This window comes from Actinomyces sp. (assembly GCF_030524025.1).
In the GTDB taxonomy this organism is placed as follows: Bacteria; Actinomycetota; Actinomycetes; order Actinomycetales; family Actinomycetaceae; genus Actinomyces.
The window spans coordinates 1-16,455 of sequence record NZ_JAUNHI010000033.1 but is presented as its reverse complement, the minus strand read 5'-3'; the positions used below and the strand labels follow the sequence as shown (position 1 = coordinate 16,455).

The 16,455-nt window shown below is 71.1% G+C and carries 15 protein-coding genes; 11 read left to right on the top strand and 4 right to left on the bottom strand.

Going from position 1 to position 16,455, the window contains the following annotated elements; all coding sequences use genetic code 11:
• Window positions 1-70: 70 nt before the first annotated feature.
• From Q4C85_RS10335 to Q4C85_RS10325, 3 genes are all read right to left on the bottom strand, one after another.
• Window positions 71-1,282, bottom strand: a complete 1,212-nt coding sequence (locus Q4C85_RS10335; RefSeq protein ID WP_303141854.1) for a homoserine O-acetyltransferase — start codon at window positions 1,280-1,282, stop codon at window positions 71-73.
• A gap of 165 nt (window positions 1,283-1,447) precedes the next feature.
• Window positions 1,448-1,633: a hypothetical protein gene (locus Q4C85_RS10330; protein WP_303141853.1), complete on the bottom strand. Its 186-nt coding sequence runs from the start codon at window positions 1,631-1,633 to the stop codon at window positions 1,448-1,450.
• Between the two features lie 38 nt (window positions 1,634-1,671).
• Window positions 1,672-3,069, bottom strand: coding sequence for an O-acetylhomoserine aminocarboxypropyltransferase/cysteine synthase family protein (locus tag Q4C85_RS10325; protein WP_303141851.1), 1,398 nt, complete (start codon window positions 3,067-3,069; stop codon window positions 1,672-1,674).
• 283 nt (window positions 3,070-3,352) lie between these two features.
• On the opposite strand from Q4C85_RS10325, the gene Q4C85_RS10320 reads away from it, so the two are divergent.
• Window positions 3,353-4,714: an NlpC/P60 family protein gene (locus Q4C85_RS10320; RefSeq protein ID WP_303141865.1), complete on the top strand. Its 1,362-nt coding sequence runs from the start codon at window positions 3,353-3,355 to the stop codon at window positions 4,712-4,714.
• A gap of 120 nt (window positions 4,715-4,834) precedes the next feature.
• On the opposite strand, the gene Q4C85_RS10315 is transcribed toward Q4C85_RS10320, so the two are convergent.
• A complete protein-coding gene (locus Q4C85_RS10315; protein ID WP_303141850.1) occupies window positions 4,835-5,335 on the bottom strand; it encodes an inorganic diphosphatase in 501 nt (166 codons plus the stop codon).
• A gap of 228 nt (window positions 5,336-5,563) precedes the next feature.
• Between Q4C85_RS10315 and dacB the strand changes: the two genes are divergently transcribed.
• The 10 genes from dacB to folB form a co-directional block, all read left to right on the top strand.
• Window positions 5,564-6,961, top strand: a complete 1,398-nt coding sequence (gene dacB / locus Q4C85_RS10310) for a D-alanyl-D-alanine carboxypeptidase/D-alanyl-D-alanine-endopeptidase (RefSeq protein ID WP_303141849.1) — start codon at window positions 5,564-5,566, stop codon at window positions 6,959-6,961.
• A gap of 66 nt (window positions 6,962-7,027) precedes the next feature.
• Window positions 7,028-8,134 carry a zinc-dependent metalloprotease gene (locus Q4C85_RS10305; protein WP_303141847.1) on the top strand — a complete coding sequence of 369 codons (1,107 nt, stop codon included), beginning with the start codon at window positions 7,028-7,030 and terminating at the stop codon, window positions 8,132-8,134.
• Window positions 8,135-8,580: 446 nt separating this feature from the next.
• Window positions 8,581-9,030, top strand: coding sequence for a DUF6318 family protein (locus Q4C85_RS10300; RefSeq protein WP_303141846.1), 450 nt, complete (start codon window positions 8,581-8,583; stop codon window positions 9,028-9,030).
• 634 nt (window positions 9,031-9,664) lie between these two features.
• Entirely contained in the window at window positions 9,665-9,820 is a 156-nt protein-coding gene (locus Q4C85_RS10295) for a hypothetical protein (protein WP_303141102.1), read from the top strand.
• Between the two features lie 263 nt (window positions 9,821-10,083).
• Window positions 10,084-10,638 carry a hypoxanthine phosphoribosyltransferase gene (hpt, locus tag Q4C85_RS10290; protein WP_303141844.1) on the top strand — a complete coding sequence of 185 codons (555 nt, stop codon included), beginning with the start codon at window positions 10,084-10,086 and terminating at the stop codon, window positions 10,636-10,638.
• Window positions 10,639-11,281: 643 nt separating this feature from the next.
• A complete protein-coding gene (locus Q4C85_RS10285) occupies window positions 11,282-11,950 on the top strand; it encodes an AIM24 family protein (protein ID WP_303141842.1) in 669 nt (222 codons plus the stop codon).
• 134 nt (window positions 11,951-12,084) lie between these two features.
• Window positions 12,085-14,223 carry an ATP-dependent zinc metalloprotease FtsH gene (gene ftsH / locus Q4C85_RS10280; protein ID WP_303141840.1) on the top strand — a complete coding sequence of 713 codons (2,139 nt, stop codon included), beginning with the start codon at window positions 12,085-12,087 and terminating at the stop codon, window positions 14,221-14,223.
• Window positions 14,220-14,792, top strand: coding sequence for a GTP cyclohydrolase I FolE (gene folE / locus Q4C85_RS10275; protein WP_303141837.1), 573 nt, complete (start codon window positions 14,220-14,222; stop codon window positions 14,790-14,792). The genes ftsH and folE overlap by 4 nt, the downstream gene beginning before the upstream one ends.
• A gap of 243 nt (window positions 14,793-15,035) precedes the next feature.
• Window positions 15,036-15,911 carry a dihydropteroate synthase gene (gene folP, locus Q4C85_RS10270; protein WP_303141835.1) on the top strand — a complete coding sequence of 292 codons (876 nt, stop codon included), beginning with the start codon at window positions 15,036-15,038 and terminating at the stop codon, window positions 15,909-15,911.
• On the top strand, window positions 15,911-16,455 hold a 545-nt coding region (folB, locus tag Q4C85_RS10265; RefSeq protein WP_303141834.1), incomplete at its 3' end, for a dihydroneopterin aldolase. The genes folP and folB, both read left to right, overlap by 1 nt.

The following is a 16,455-nucleotide window of genomic DNA, read 5'->3' as shown; positions in this document are numbered from 1 at the left end:
GCGTAGCAAGTCCGGTTCCTGCGGGTCACCACCCCGGCGACCAGACCGGCGTCCGGACGGAGCGCCGGGATCAGGAACCTGCCTCGGCCTCCGCCGAACCCGCCTCGACCTCGGCGAGGAAGTCGCGCAGGATCGTGTCCATCTGGTCGGCCTCGATGAGGAAGCCGTCGTGTCCGTGCAGGGAGTGGATGGTGGCGCGCCGGGCCCGGGGGATGCAGCGGGCGAGCTGGGCTGCCTGCTCCTCGGGGAAGAGCCGGTCGGAGTCGACGTCGACGACGAGCGTGCGGGCGGTGACCGTGCCCAGCGCCTCCTCGGTGCCTCCCCGGCGGATCCCGACGTCGTGGACCATCATCGAGTGGGTGACGATGAGGTAGGAGTTGGCGTCGAAGCGGGCCAGCAGCTTGTTGGCGTGGTAGTCGAGGTAGGACTCGACCTGGTACCGGCCCCCGACGGCCGGGTCCTCCTCACCCTGGTGGGCGCGTCCGAACCGGGTGTCGAACTCGGTGGCGGAGCGGTAGGTCGTGTGGGCGATCGCCCGGGCCAGACCCAGTCCCCGCACCGGGCCGACGACGTGGGAGTAGTAGTCGCCGTGGAGGAAGTAGGGGTCGGCCACGATCGCCAGCTCCTGGAGGTGGCACCAGGCGAGCTGGTCGGCGGTGGTCGAGGCGCCGGTGGCCACGAGCGCGAGGTTGCGCACGCGCTCAGGGTGGGACACGGCCCACTCGATGGCGCGGTGCCCGCCCAGGGAGGCGCCGATGGCCAGGTGGAAGGTCTCGATGCCCAGGGCGTCGGCCAGGCGGGTCTCGGCCTCGACGGCGTCTCGGGTGGTCAGCCAGGGGAAGCGCGAGCCCCAGGGGCGCCCGTCGGGGGCGGTGGAGGAGGGGCCGGTCGAGCCCTGGCAGCCGCCGAGGATGTTGGCGGCCACGACGTAGTACCGCTCGGTGTCGATGGCCTTGCCCGGGCCGACGAGGTCGGACCACCAGCCGGGTGTCGGGTGGCCGGGCCCCGCCTCCCCGGTGACGTGGGAGTCGCCGGTCAGGGCGTGCAGGACCAGGACGGCGTTGTCGCGGGCGGCGTTCAGCTCGCCCCAGGTCTCGAAGGCGAGGTGGGTGTCGGGCAGGATCTCGCCGGACTCCAGGGGGAGGTCCCCGATCTCCAGGAAACGGCGGTGGCCGGGGTCATCACCCGGGCGCCAGGCGCCGGTCGGGGAGCCCGCGGGGCGCTCGACGAGCTTGAGCGAGGCGGTCCCGACGCCGGGGGGCGGGGTCTGAGAGGCGGTCATGGCTGCATTGTGTCCTGACCGGCCGTGTGACACGAATCCCAGACCGCCCCTCCTCGAGATCGGTACTTGTGACACCTCGAGATCGGGACATATGACACGGGGCAGCGGGGCGCCGTCCGGGTCCCGCCGGCCGGCGCCCCGCGAGGCCCGCCCGTGCGCGGGCGGCTACCCGGCGTGCTGGGCGACGAACCGCGTGACGACGTCGTCGATCTGCCGGGAGTGCCCGGTCATGAGGTGGCCCCCGGTGTCGAGGATGAGGGTGGTCAGACGCGGGTAGCGCGACAGCGCCTGCTCGACGTGACCGGCCGGGGCCCCCGCTCGGGCAACCTCACCGAGGTGAGGACGCGCCATCACGCCACCCTATCTGCGCCGTTGGACCGGCCGCGCGCTCAGAGCGCTGCCAGCCCTCGCTCGAGATCGGCCAGGATGTCGTCGATGTGCTCGATGCCCACGCTCAGGCGCACCGTCCCGGCGTTGATGCCGGCCTTGGTCAGCCCCTCGTCGTCGACCTGGGAGTGGGTGGTCGTGGCCGGGTGGATGGCCAGGGAGCGCACGTCGCCGACGTTGGCCAGGTTGGAGAACAGCGACAGGGAGTCGATGAAGGCCTGGCCCGCCGCCCGGCCGCCGGCCAGGTCGAAGGCGAATACGCTGCCGGCGCCGCGCGGGCAGTAGGTGCGGTGCAGCTCGTAGTACGGGCTGGACTCCAGACCCGAGTAGCGCACCTCGGCGACCTCCGGGCGCTGCTGGAGCCAGCGGGCCACCGCCAGGGCGTTGTCGACGTGGCGCTCCATGCGCAGTGACAGGGTCTCGATGCCCTGGGCGATGAGGAAGGCGCTGTGGGGCGCTGCCGCGAAACCGATGTCCCGCTGGCCCTCGGTGTGGGCCTTGAGGATGAAGGCCATGTTCGCGCCCAGCGCCCCGCCGACGCCCAGGTCGCGGGCGTAGACCAGCCCGTTGTAGGAGGGGTCGGGGGTGTTGAAGCCGGGGAAGCGCTCGGGGTTGGCCGCGAAGTCGAAGTTGCCCGAGTCGATGATGACGCCCATGACCGAGGAGCCGTGGCCGCCGAGGAACTTCGTGGCCGACTCGACGACGATGTCGGCGCCCCACTCGATGGGACGGGTGAGGTAGGGGGTGGCCAGGGTGTTGTCGACGACGAGCGGCACGCCGCAGGCGTGGGCGGCGTCGGCCACGGCCCGGATGTCGAGGATGTCGCCCTTGGGGTTGGGGATGGACTCGCCGAAGAAGCAGATCGTGCGCTCGTCGGCCAGCGCCGCCCAGGCGGCCGGGTCGGCGGGGTCCTCGACGAATCGGGTCGTGATGCCCATGCGGGGCAGCGTGTAGGTCAGCAGGTTGACGGTGCCCCCGTACAGGGAGGGGGAGGCGACGATGTTGTCGCCGACGCGTCCCAGGGTCAGGAAGGTCAGGGTCTCGGCGGCGCTGCCCGAGGCGACGAGGTGGGCGCCGACGCCTCCTTCGAGAGCGGCGATCCGGCTGGCGACGATCTGGTTGGTCGGATTGTCGAGGCGGCTGTAGATCGGCCCCAGGGACCGCAGGGCGAAGCGGTCGGCCGCCTCAGCGGCACTGGGGAAGACGAAGGAGGTCGACTGGTAGATCGGGATGGCGCGCGCCCCGGTGGTCGCGTCGGGGGTGTGACCGGCCTGGACCTGCTTGGTCTCGAAGCGCCAGCCGGCAGGGTCGGCCGCGCTCGGCGTCGCGGTGTCGGTGGCTTCGGTGGTGTCGACGACGGTGTCGGCGGGGGCGGCGTCGCTGCTGGGTGTGGGGGTCATGCGGGCTCCTCGAGGGTCGGTTGACGGGAGGAACGCTACCGCCCTGCGGACCTGTGACGAACTGCACATGGGCGGTGCAGGGGCACGCTGCCGCGAAATCCGGGGCTGGAGGGGTACGTGGGATGGCTGTGACAACTGTGAATCATGTTGTTGGTGTTTCTTTTGATCGCTCGTGTGGATAGGGTTCCGAGCGAATCAGGGGCGTGTCCGTCAAGGCGACACGCCATGACCCGACGGAGAACAAGTGAGTCAGACCCATCGCTGGCGGATCTCCCGCGCTGCCATGCGGATGAGCATGACTGTCGCGGCGCTCGCCCTTGCCGCCACGACTTTTGCGCCTGCCGCCGTGGCCGAGGACGTCACCCAGGACGACATCGACCAGTCCAAGGCGGCTGAGAGCTCGACATCGGCCTCCATCGCCAGCCTCGAGGCCGAGCTGGCCCAGCTGAGCGTCGACCGTGACGCCGCCCAGGTCGAGGCGCAGGTGGCCAATGAGGACTACCTGACCGCCCTGGACGAGCTGGCCACGGCCACCTCCGAGGCCGAGACCGCGCAGGCCAACGCCGACGCCGCGGCCGAGAAGACCGCTGCCGCCCGCTCCGACCTGGGGGCCGTGGTCGTCCAGGTCTATCAGGAGGGCAATGCCGGAGCCATTGACGGCCTCCAGCCCTACCTGACCAGTGACTCGCTCGCGGACCTGGCCGACGCCGACGTCGCCCTGGATCGCGAGGGCGGCAACAACGACGCCGAGGTGCAGAACGTCGAGGCGCTCCAGGCCGTCGCCGACACGATGCAGTCGATCGCCGACTCCAAGGTGACGGCCAAGGAGGAGGCGGCCAGCGCCGCCGAGACGGCCAAGACCGAGGCGGATAGCGCGGCGGCCGAGGCCCAGGAGGCGGTGACGACGGCGCAGACCGAGCGTGCCGGCCTGATCGAGCAGCTCGCCGCCCAGCGCAACACGACCGTCGAGCTGGAGACGCAGTACCAGGACCAGCTGGAGGCCGAGCGCAAGGCCCGCGAGGAGGCCGACGCCAAGGCCGCTGCCGAGGCGGCCGCCGCAGCCGCAGCCGCCGAGTCCCAGGCGCAGGCATCGGCCGAGGCGCCGGCATCGACGGAGGCCCCCGCGGCGACCTCGGCGCCGGCCGAGGAGTCCGCGCCCGCCGAGCAGGCCCCGGCCGCGGCGCCGGCGCCCGCACCGGCCGATGAGCCTGCGCCCGCGCCCGCACCGGCTGCCGATCCGGCGCCCGCCCCGACAACGACGACGACGGCCTCCTCCTCGGGCTCGGGGGCATCGGCGGCGATCTCCGCGGCGTACTCCTACATCGGGGTGCCCTACGTGTGGGCGGGTGAGTCCTACGCCGGCGTCGACTGCTCGGGGCTGACGATGCTCGCCTACCGCGCAGCGGGGGTCTACCTCACCCACTCCTCACGGGTGCAGTACGGCCAGGGCACGAAGATCCCGCTGTCGAGCGCCCAGCCCGGCGACCTGGTCTTCTGGTCGTCCAACGGCACCCAGTCGGGCATCTACCACGTGGCGATGTACCTGGGTAACGGGCAGATGATCGAGGCCCCGACCTTCGGATACACGGTGACCGTGACCTCGATGCGCTACTCCGGGGCCATGCCCTACGCGGTGCGGCCGTAGCCCGTCAGGACGGCCCCACGACGCGTCATCCCCCGCCTTCAACCCGAAGGCGGGGGACGACGTCGTTGGGATACTGCTCGCCCGGGCTGCGCACCGCGGGCCCGCAGGTCAGTGGGTCGGTCAGTGACCGCCGGAGGCCAGGCGCTTCTGCTCGCGCTCGTAGGAGCGGCGGATCTCCTCCTCGGCCTCCTCACGGCCCACCCAGTGGGCGCCCTCGACGCTCTTGCCGGGCTCGAGGTCCTTGTAGACCTCGAAGAAGTGCTGGATCTCCAGGCGGTGGAACTCGCTGACGTCCTCAATGTCCGTGCGCCACGAGGCCCGCTGGTCGGCGGCGGGCACGCACAGGACCTTGTCGTCCCCGCCCTTCTCGTCGGCCATGCGGAACATGCCCAGGGCGCGGCAGCGGATGAGGCAGCCGGGGAAGGTGGGCTCCTCGAGCAGGACCAGGGCGTCCAGGGGGTCGCCGTCCTCGCCCAGGGTGCCGTCGATGAAGCCGTAGTCGTCGGGGTAGCGGGTGGAGGTGAATAGCATGCGGTCGAGCTTGATGCGCCCGGTCTCGTGGTCGACCTCGTACTTGTTGCGGTTGCCCTTGGGGATCTCGATCGTGACGTCGAACTCCACGGGTGTCTCCTTCGTGTCGTGTGTCCAGGTGGCCCCGCGTCCGCCGCGGGCCGTCGCGCGGGTGCGCGGAGGGGCGGCGTCGCTGCGGTAGGGCTGATCGCTTTGGCACTAGTGTGGCCTACGACGGCGTCTCGTGAGCGAAGGTCGGGCGACCCGGAACCCCGGTGACCCCTTCCTGGCCGTCCCGCGGCTCGCCGACCCCTATCGCCCACACTCCCGGAGGACCACGTGCGCAAGGCCCAGATCGCTGCGCTGACAGCCGCCACCCTTGTCGTCGCGGGCGCCTACTACGGTCTGGCTGACGCCCTCGACCTGGCCCCGGGGCCGTTGACCGCCTCGACGGGCGACTACGAGGTCCTGCCATTCCCGACCCCTTCGGCCCAGGCGCTCGAGCCCGACGCCGTCGTCGGGCTGGACGTCGACGCCCCCCTGCCCGACACCGGGACGCTGGCCGCCATGGCCCAGAGGCTCGCCTCGGACACCCTGGTGGGGACGGCGACGACGGGGGTGTCGGTCATCGATGTCGCCACCGGTGAGCAGCTGGTCGACCACGGGGCCACGACACCCTTGACCCCCGCCTCCTCCAACAAGGTTCCGGTGGCCTGGGCGGCGCTGTCGCTCATGGGCGCCGAGCACACCTTGACGACCTCGACGGTCCTGTCGGGCTCGACGGTCACCCTCGTGGGCGGGGGCGACGTCCTGCTGGCCGAGGACGCCGGCGACCCGGACAGCACCGTGGGCAGGGCGGGGCTGGGCGACCTGGCGCGCGCCACCGCCGAGGCGCTCAAAGACCAGGGGGTCACGAGCGTGTCGGTGGCGCTGGACGACACCCTGTTCACCGGGCCGACCTGGAACTCCGGCTGGGAGTCGGGCAACGAGGCGTGGGTGGCGCCGATCCAGCCGATCATGATCGACGTGACCGCCCACGAGAATACCGGCTCCTACCCGACCGACCCCGCCATGGACGCCGCCACTGCCTTCACCACCCACCTCAAGGAGGCGGGCATCACCGTCAACGGCGAGGTGGCTCGCGCCGCGGCCTCCGAGGGCGCCACCGAGCTGGCGGCCGTGAAGTCGGCGCCGCTGGCCGACATCCTCGCGGTGTCCCTCAAGGCCTCCGACAACACGATGACCGAGGTCGAGGGCCGTCTCGTGGCGCTCGCCGCGGGCCAGGAGGCGAGCTTCACGGGCGCCACCCAGGCGGTGGTCGACCAGCTCAAGGCCGACGGCTTCGACATGACCGGGGTGACGATGCTCGACTGTTCGGGGCTGGCCAAGGGCAACAAGATGCCCGCCCAGCTGCTTGCCCAGATCATCGCGCGCGCCGCCGGGGACGAGGGCGGGACCGTGGGCCGCTCGCTCATCGCCGCGCTGCCGGTGGCCGCCCTGGACGGCACCCTGGACGACCGGTTCCTCGGCTCGGCGGGGGCCGGGACGGTGCGGGCCAAGACCGGATCGCTGGACACCAACGCCTCCCTGACCGGCACGGTGGTCACCGCCGACGGCAGGTTGCTGGCCTTCGCGGTGATCACCGACGGTTTCGCCGCCGGAGGGTTGTACTCGGCGCGCGTGGCCATCGACAACGACCTCGTCACCCCGATGGCGGCCTGCGGCTGCTCGGGCTGAGCGGGGCGGGCGCCCCGCGCCGGCGGGCTGGGGACGCGGGCGGCCCGCACTTCGTAGGCTGGGGTGGTGACTGCGACCTCGACCGCCGCCGACCTCGTTCCGTGGGAGACAGCCGTGCGCCTGGCGGCGGCGACGACCCCCGCCGGTCCGGTCGTGCCGCGGGGCGCCCGGCGGGCGGTGGTGGCGCTCTTGCGCCGCAGTGTCGACGACGCCCTGCCGTGGGCGGGCGCCGTGACCGGGATGCGCGCGGCGGCCGGCCGGGCGGCGGCCGCCTGCGAGGTGCTGGTCGTTGACCGGCCCGGCCTCATGGCCGCCCAGGTCGCCTCGCTGCGCGGAGTGCTGGGCGGCGTCGCGGCGCCCCCGCCGGGTGCGGCCGCGCGCGCTCTGGCGGCCGCGCAGGTCGCCGGTGCGCTGGGGCTGGTCTCGACGCGTCTGCTGGGGCAGGTGCTGCCCGCCGTCGACGGCGTAGGCCCCACGCGCCTGCTCCTCGTGGCCCCGAATGTGCTGGCGATCCAGCGCCGTCTCGAGCTCGACCTGCTCGACCTTCCCGCCTGGGTGACGCTGCACGAGGCCACCCATCTCATCCAGCTCGAGGGCGCTCCGTGGCTCGCCGGGCACCTGACCGACTCGATGCGCGAGGTTGTGGCGGGTCTGGTGGACACGGTCGGGGGAGGGCGGGAGGACCTGCCCGGTGTCGGCACGCGGCTGGGAAGGGCGGCCCGGCTGCTGCGCGCCGAGCAGGGCGCTCGCGGGCTGGGGGTGCCAGATGGTGCGGTGCTGCTCGACGAGATGCTCCAGCCGCCTGAGCGCTCTCGCCTGGCGCACCTGGCCACGGTGCTCGCCCTTATGGAGGGGCATGCCGAGGCGGTGCTGGACACTGTTGAGCCGACGCGCATGCCCTCGGTCCACCGGCTGCGGGCGGTGCTCGCGCGCACGCGCGGCAACGAGGGCGGTGTCGGTCCTGGGCCGGGGGTGGGCGGAATGCTCAACCGCGTCATCGGGCTGGAGGCCAAGGAGGCCCAGTACGCCGACGGCGCGGCCTTCGTGCGTGCTGTTGTGGCCCGGGTGGGGCACGAGGGCTTCAACGTCGTGTGGAGGGGGCCGGATTACCTGCCCCTGCCCAGCGAGATCGCCCGACCCGACCAGTGGATCGGGCGCCTCGGCCTGTCGTGAGGGCCTTGCGCGGGAGGCGCGGGCGAGGGGCGTTCGTCCACAGGCACGCTTGAGGCTCTGGTCAGCGAAGCGGATACAGGGTTAGGATTGGTGAGCAGCGGGGCGTTCTCGCTTTGCTGGTATGTCCCTGGTTGTGTGTGATCTCCGATGGCGGTGGTCTGATGTCCTGGTCCATGAGGTGGAAGGCGAGTCTCCGGCCGCGGGCGGGTGCGCTGGTGTGCGCGCTCGTTCTGGCGGCAGGGGTGGCAGGTTGTGCCGATGAGGGTGGTGGGTCGCCGACGCTGTCGCCACGGGCCCGACCCACCGGGGCCGCGGCGAGCGCCGCCACCTCGGGTTCTCCCGCGGCGGGGGCATCGGGTCAGCCCTCGGCCGGAGACACCGAATCGACCCTGCCCTCGTGGGTGCCGCCGCTGTCGGAGGAGCAGCAGGCGTCCTATGACGCTGCCATGGCCACCCCTGAGCCTGGCCGCTTGGAGGGTATGGACGAGCAGTCACCAGCAGGGGCGGCGGCGGCTGCCGCCTACTTCTTGACTCTCTACCCGTATGTCTACACCACTGGGGACTTGACGACCTGGGAGGATATGAGCGAGGACGACTGCATTTTCTGCAACTCCGTCATTACCAACGTCACTGAACTCCATGCCGGCGGCGGCTGGGCCGACATGTGGAGCCAAGAAATCATCATCCTGTCCTACGGCACCGACCCAGCAGACCCCAACAGGCTGGTCATCGAACTGCGCCTCACGGCTCCCGAACACACCACACATCGCGACCGCCCCAGTAGGTCCATTATCGTCGACGCTCAAGATACAACTCTACTGATTCAAGTCTACTGGCAAGGCGATCGCTGGATTATTGAAGAGGGAGAAATCGTCGAGGAAGGAGCAGAGGGATGAAACGCGCACGCATCGCCGCAGCGGCATTCATCTTAGTGTTCGTCGCAGTCACGCCCACTGGGCGCGCATACAGTAGCGACAACGACGGAAATAATGGAACGGTTTCGGCCGAAGGTTCAGGTGCAAGCATCACGTTGACAGGCCGGTCCGCGGTCGAGTCGTCGGCGTCGTCGTCTGGTGCTGGTGCGTCGGGTGGGCAGGTGTACCGGGACGGGGGTGAGGTGTGCATCGGAGGGGTCCTTGCGCAAGCGCCCAACCCGGAAGGTTCGTCTGAGCAGGACAGTACGGTGTGGAACTGTCTCCAGGATGTTCCCAAGCCCACGGAGGCCGACTCGGTGGTGGTGACGGCTTCGGATGTCTCGCGGCTCCTGGTTGATGGGTCGGGTTTGTGGCGCCAGCCTCCTGGCCCGGAGGCGCGGGTGGACAAGATCGTCATCGTCTACACCAGCTCCGAGCAGCGCACGCTGTCCACGACCGTGGCCGGTGTACCGATCTCAGTGACCGCCACGCCGGTGTCCTACCGCTACCACTGGGGGACGGCACGGCCACGCGAACCACTGATCCGGGGGCCCCGTACCCCAACCACACCGTCTACCACGACTACAGCGGCACCCGCAGCGACGTCGTCATCTCGGTGACCACCACCTGGGAGGCCACCTTCACCCCCGAGGGCGGCACCACCCAGGACGTCACCGGCACCATCACCACCACCTCCAGCGCCCCACCCTTCGACCTCGTGCGCACCGTGACCTACCTGACCGACGACGCCGAAGAAGCCCAAGGCCACTGAGGCCGGTCCGGTGGGTGGTCGGCCGGGGAGCGACCGGATCGGGTGAGACAGCCCGCCTGCCCGTGTCGGCCGCCATGCGAGGTCTGTCGATCCGGTCGTTGGCGGTGCGCCACGCATGTACGTCCCCAACCTCGGCGACGGTGTACGTCCCCTACCTCGGCGCCGGGTCTGTGGGAGGATGGCCGCCACGGCGGACGTCACGGGCCGACCATCAGGGTCTGGGCGTACCGCCTCCGTCGTTCCCCGACATGAAGGACTGGTATATGGACGTCGCGGACATGGGGGAGGACCTCAAGGAGGTTCTCGTCACCGAGGAGGAGATCGGCCTGCGGCTCGATGAGATGGCGGCACGGATCGATGCGGACTACGCGGGGCAGGACCTGCTGCTCGTCGGGGTGCTCAAGGGCGCCGTCTATGTCATGGCCGACCTCTCCCGCCGCCTTCACCGCAGTGTCCCCATGGACTGGATGGCCGTGTCCTCGTATGGGTCGGGCACCAAGTCCAGTGGGGTCGTGCGCATCCTCAAGGACCTCGACACTGACATCACTGACCGCCACGTGCTCATCGTCGAGGACATCATCGACTCGGGCCTGACGCTGTCGTGGCTGGTGGGGAACCTGTCAAGCCGTGGTGCGGCCAGCGTGGAGATCGCGGCGCTGCTGCGCAAGCCCGAGGCCGCCAAGGTTGAGGTCGATGTCAAGTACGTCGGCTTCGACATCCCCACCGAGTTCGTGGTCGGTTACGGCCTGGACTACGCCGAGCGGTACCGCAACCTCCCCTTCATTGGCACCCTGCGCCCGGAGGTCTACGGCGGCTGAGGGGTCAACGGCCGCCCGGTCTTGCGCCGGCTCAAGACGCCTGGCGGCCTCCCTCATGGCTGACGACGAGGCCTTCCTGTGGCGACGGGCTCGGGTCAGTCCGTGGCGAGGCGACGCATCGCCACGTCGACGGGGGTGAACGGGCGCTGCGGGGACAGGCCAAGCGCCATGGTGGTGCGCGAGGCACTGTCCGATGCCATGATCTCCTTCTCCCAGGATGGCAGTATGTCGCACCTCACAGTATAGGGGTTGTCCCGGAGCGCCCACCCGGCTCTTGTACGACTCCTGGTCAGGAATCATCTCGCACCCGAGGATGCATGGCGACTACTTGTCCTGCGTGACGTCGATGTCGAAGTCCTCAGGACTCCTCTTGTCCGGACGGATCGATGTCAGCGGGGTCGTCCGGGGCGGTGTCGGCGCCACGTGCCGGCCGGGCGGCGCTCGCCGCACGGTGCGGGCACCGCCCCGCACCGCGCCGACCCCGATGGGGAGATCTGCCCGTGTCCGCTGCTCAGGATCCCTCCCGCGGCCCTTACTCCGGGGCCTACCCTCGACGGGGGCCGCATGCGGCCCCCGTTCTGACCAGGAGCACCTCCGGTGCCGACCGCCCCCTGCACCCGACCAGCAGATGAAGGAGACCGCGATGCGCAGTCCCATCTTTGACCAGGCCCACCGCGAGAAGGAGACCGGCCAGCGCTGGACCCTCCAGTCCGACAAGATGCTCCGCGTCGCCTTCGGCCCCGAGGTCATCGCGGCCCAGGGCGCGATGGTCGCCTACCAGGGCAACATCGACTTCGCCTACCAGGGCTCCAAGAGCCTGGGAGGCATGATCAAGAAGGCCGTCACCAACGAGGGTGGCAACCTCATGCGCGTCTCTGGCCAGGGCGAGGTCTTCTTCGCCCGCGCCGCCCAGAACGTCTTCCTTCTCGAGCTCGAGGGCGACGCCGTGACCGTCAACACCCGCTCCCTGCTCGCCTTCGACGGCTCCCTCGCCTACGACATCCGCAGCCTGGGCGGCGCAGGCATCCTCGCCGGCGGCCTGTTCAACCTCCTCATCCAAGGGCACGGCGTCGCGGCAATCTCCTCCGACGGCCCGCCCATGCTCCTGGACTGCTCGGTCCAGCCGACCTTCGTCGACCCTCAGGCGGCCATCTGCTGGTCCGCCAACCTCCAGCCACAGCTCAAGTCAAGCTTCAAGCTCGGCTCCCTTGTCGGGCGAGGCTCCGGGGAGTCCTTCCAGCTCGGCTTCCACGGCCCCGGCTTCGTCGTCGTCCAGCCCTCCGAGGGCCAGCCCGTCGTCGCCGTGTCCTGAGCCGCCGGCCGGCCGCACCCGCACCCCGGCGGCCCCGGCGACTCGCCCGGCGCGAACTGCGCCGGACGGGGCGCCGTCGGGGTCACTCGATCGGCTACCGTCGGAGGATCGGACATGCGAAGGGACCACAACCGATGAATGAATCCGGTCAGGGCGGGCAGAACCGCCGTTCCATCCGCCCACCGAAGATGGGCGGCAAGGGCGGCAAGGGCGGCTCCAGACAGGGCGACCCCAACAAGCGCCGCGGCGTCAGGGGCAACCCGCTGCTGTGGGTCACCCCGTTCCTCCTGCTCGTCCTGCTCGGATGGGCGCTGCTGTCCAGCGTCGGCGGCTACCGCTCCATCGACACCTCCGACGGCCTGGCCCTGCTGACCGACAAGGCGCAGACGGTGAAGTCCGTCACCGTCAACGACGGCACCCAGCGGGTGGAGATCGAGCTGAGCGAGGACTACACCCTCGAGCCCAAGGAGTCGGGCGAGACCAGCCAGAACCTGGGCAAGCGCGTCCAGTTCACCTACACCGAGGCCCAGGCCGACCAGGTCAATACTCTCATCCAGAAGGCCGCCCCCTCCGGCGGCTACAACTCCGTGGTGCCCACGACCACCTGGTGGTCCTCGATGCTCCAGCTCATCCTGCCCATGGTCATCTTCCTGGGCGTCATGTGGTGGCTCCTGGGCCGCATGGCCGGCGGGCGGAGCGGCACAATGGGCTTCGGCAGGTCCAAGGCCAAGGTCGGGGTCAAGGAGATGCCCGACGTCACCTTCGACGACGTCGCAGGCGAGGACGAGGCCGTCGAAGAGCTCGAGGAGATCCGCGAGTTCCTCTCCGAGCCCGAGAAGTTCCTCGCCGTGGGCGCCAAGATCCCCAAGGGCGTCCTCCTCTACGGCCCGCCCGGCACCGGCAAGACCCTCCTCGCCAAAGCCGTCGCCGGGGAGGCCGGCGTCCCCTTCTTCTCCATGAGCGGCTCGGAGTTCGTCGAGATGTTCGTCGGCGTGGGTGCCTCGCGCGTGCGCGACCTGTTCGAGCAGGCCAAGGAGAACGCCCCCTCCATCATCTTCGTCGATGAGATCGACGCCGTCGGGCGCCACCGCGGCAGCGGCATGGGTGGCGGCCACGACGAGCGCGAGCAGACCCTCAACCAGCTCCTCGTCGAGATGGACGGCTTCGACGCCACCACCAACGTCATCCTCATCGCCGCCACCAACCGCCCCGACGTCCTGGACCCCGCGCTCTTGCGCCCGGGACGCTTCGACCGGCAGGTCAGTGTCGAGGCCCCCGACATGGCAGGCCGCGCCGCCATCCTGCGCGTCCACGCCAAGGGCAAGCCGATGACCCGCGACGTCGACCTCGACCTCGTGGCCAAGCGCACCCCCGGCTTCACCGGCGCCGACCTGGCCAATGTCCTCAACGAGGCCGCCCTGCTCACCGCCCGCTCCAACGCCCAGCTCATCGACAACCGCGCCCTGGACGAGGCCATTGACCGCGTCATCGCCGGCCCCCAGAAGCGCACCCGGGTCATGAACGACCACGAGAAGGCGGTCACGGCCTACCACGAGGCCGGCCACGCCCTGTGCGCCGCCGCCGGCGCCTACTCCGACCCCGTCACCAAGGTGACGATCCTGCCGCGCGGCAAGGCCCTGGGCTACACGATGGTCATGCCCGCCGACGACAAGTACTCCACCACCCGCAACGAGCTGCTCGACCAGCTCGTCTACGCCATGGGCGGGCGCGCCGCCGAGGAGATCGTCTTCCGCGACCCCACCACCGGCGCCTCGAACGACATTGAGAAGGCCACCGCCACCGCGCGCAAGATGGTCACCGACTTCGGCATGTCGCGCACCGTGGGCGCGATTAAGCTCGGCACCACCGAGAACGAGACCGTCCTGGGGCTGAGCGCCACCAACCGCGACTTCTCCGAGGCGGTGGCCGCCACCGTCGACGCCGAGGTCCGCGCCCTGCTCGACGCCGCCCACCGCGAGGCCTGGGAGATCCTCACCCGCAACCGGCATGTCCTCGAGGACCTCGCCTCCCAGCTGCTCGACAAGGAGACCCTCCTGGAGAAGGACCTCGAGGCCATCTTCGCCCCCGTGGTCAAGCAGCCCCGACGCCCCCTGTGGTCGGCCGACGACAGCCTCGTCATCGACGAGGCCGTCGCCTCCACCTTCGCCGCTGCCGCCCAGGCCCCCGACCGCCACGCTGCCCGGGCCGCCGGCGACGAGCCGGGCACCGGGGCCGGCGAGCTCGGTGTCGTCGAGGACGGCCCCCGGTCATGACCTACGACGCCGAGGGGGTGCGCCGGGCCGTGCGCGACCTGCTGGTCGCCATCGGTGAGGACCCCGAGCGCGACGGGCTGCGCGAGACCCCCGAAAGGATGGCCCGCGCCTACGCCGAGATGTTCGCCGGCCTCGAGGAAGACCCCGGCGCCCACCTCGAGCGGGTCTTCGAGGTCGGCCACGAGGAGATGATCCTCGTGCGGGACATCCCCATGTACTCGGTGTGCGAGCACCACCTCCTGCCCTTCCACGGCGCCGCACACGTCGGCTACATCCCCGGGGCCAGCGGGCACGTGACCGGTCTGAGCAAGGTCGCGCGCCTCGTCGAGGGCTACGCCCGCCGCCCCCAGGTCCAGGAGCGGCTGACCGCCCAGGTCGCCGACGCCATGGTCGAGCGGCTCGAGGTCCGCGGCGTGCTCGTCGTTATCGAGGCCGAGCACCTGTGCATGTCCATGCGGGGCGTGCGCAAACCCGGCTCGAACACCGTCACCTCCGCCGTGCGCGGCATCATGCGCAACGCCGCCACCCGCTCCGAGGCGATGAGCCTCATCCTGGGCCGCCGCTCCTGATCCCACCCGGGCTGTCGCGCCCGCCTCCTCCCCGATCTCGAGGTGTCATATGTCCCGATCTCGAGGTGTCATATGTCCCGATCTCGGCGAGGGGGGAGGTGCCGGACTCGTGACGGCGACCCCGGACTCCACTCGCCGGCCCGGCCTGCCCGGGGCGGCCTGGCCACGAGGAGAAACACCGGACATGCGGCGTGCCGGGCCGCACGGTTCCTCTCCTCGCGCGTCGTCCGTTAGCCTGGGCCGGTGACCAACGCCCAGATCCTCGCCCCGGCTCCGCTTCCCGCGGCGCTCGAGGCCGCCTCGGCCTCCGGGCGCACCCTCGTCATGGGCATCATCAACCTCACCCCCGACTCCTTCTCCGACGGCGGCCGCTGGGACACCACCGACCGCGCCGTCGCCCGCGGGCTCCAGCTCCTCGACGAGGGCGCCGACATCCTCGACATCGGCGGGGAGTCCACCCGGCCCGGTGCCCGGCGGGTCGACCCCATCGAGGAGCAGGCGCGCGTCGTGCCGGTCATCGGCGCCCTCGTCGAGCGCGGCGCCACCGTCTCGGTCGACACGATGCACGCCCCCACCGCCGCCGCCGCACTTGCGGCCGGGGCCGTCATCGTCAACGACGTCTCCGGCGGGCTGGCCGACCCCGACATGCACCGGCTCGTGGCCGGCACCGGCGTGGTCTACGTCTGCCAGCACTGGCGCGGCAACCCCGAGACCATGGACTCCCTGACCGACTACGGCAGCGACGTCGTGGCCGGCGTCGAGGCCGAGCTGCGCCAGCGGCTCGAAGCCCTCCTCGCCGCAGGCGCCGACCCGCGCCAGATCGTCGTCGACCCCGGCCTGGGCTTCGCCAAGACCCACGAGCAGTCCTGGCAGCTCCTGGCCGCCACCGCGCGGCTCCGGGCCGACCTGGGCCACCCGGTGCTCATCGGCGCCTCCCGCAAGCGCTTCCTCGCCTCCGCCGTCGACCCCTCCCGGGCCTCCGACCCCCTGGCGCGCGACGCCGCCACCACCGCAGCCACCGCCCTGGCCGCCGCAGCCGGCGCCTGGGCCGTCCGAGTCCACGAGGTCCCGGCCAACCGGGACGCCGTCCGTACCGCCTCCCTTTGGAAGGAGCACTGATGAGTGCGAACCCGACCACTGACAGGATCCGTCTGACGGGCCTGTCCGCCCGCGGCTACCACGGTGCCCTTCCTTTCGAGCGCACCGAGGGTCAGCTCTTCGTCGCCGACGTCACTCTCGACCTCGGTGAGCGCGGGACCGCGGTCGCGGCCGTCACTGACACCCTGACCGACGCCGTCGACTACGGCCAGGTGGCGCGCGCGGTCGTCTCGGTCATCGAGGGCGAGCCGGTCAACCTGCTCGAGACTCTCGCCGAGCGCATCAGTGAGGCTGCTCTCGGTTTCCCCCGCGTCGTCAGCGTCGAGGTCTCGGTCCACAAGCCCCAGGCGCCCCTCGACATCGCCTTCGACGATGTCATCGTCTCCATCTCCCGCACCGCCGAGACCGTCGTCCCCGAGGCGGGGCGCACCGGCCTCAAGGCCCCCGCACCGGTGGCCGCGCCGCTCGACCAGCCGCGCGCCGACTCCGCCTCCTCGCGGGCCTCCACCTCCCCGGAGGCCGCCGCCTGGGCCTCCTCCGCCGCCTCGGCAGCCTCGGCCGCCTC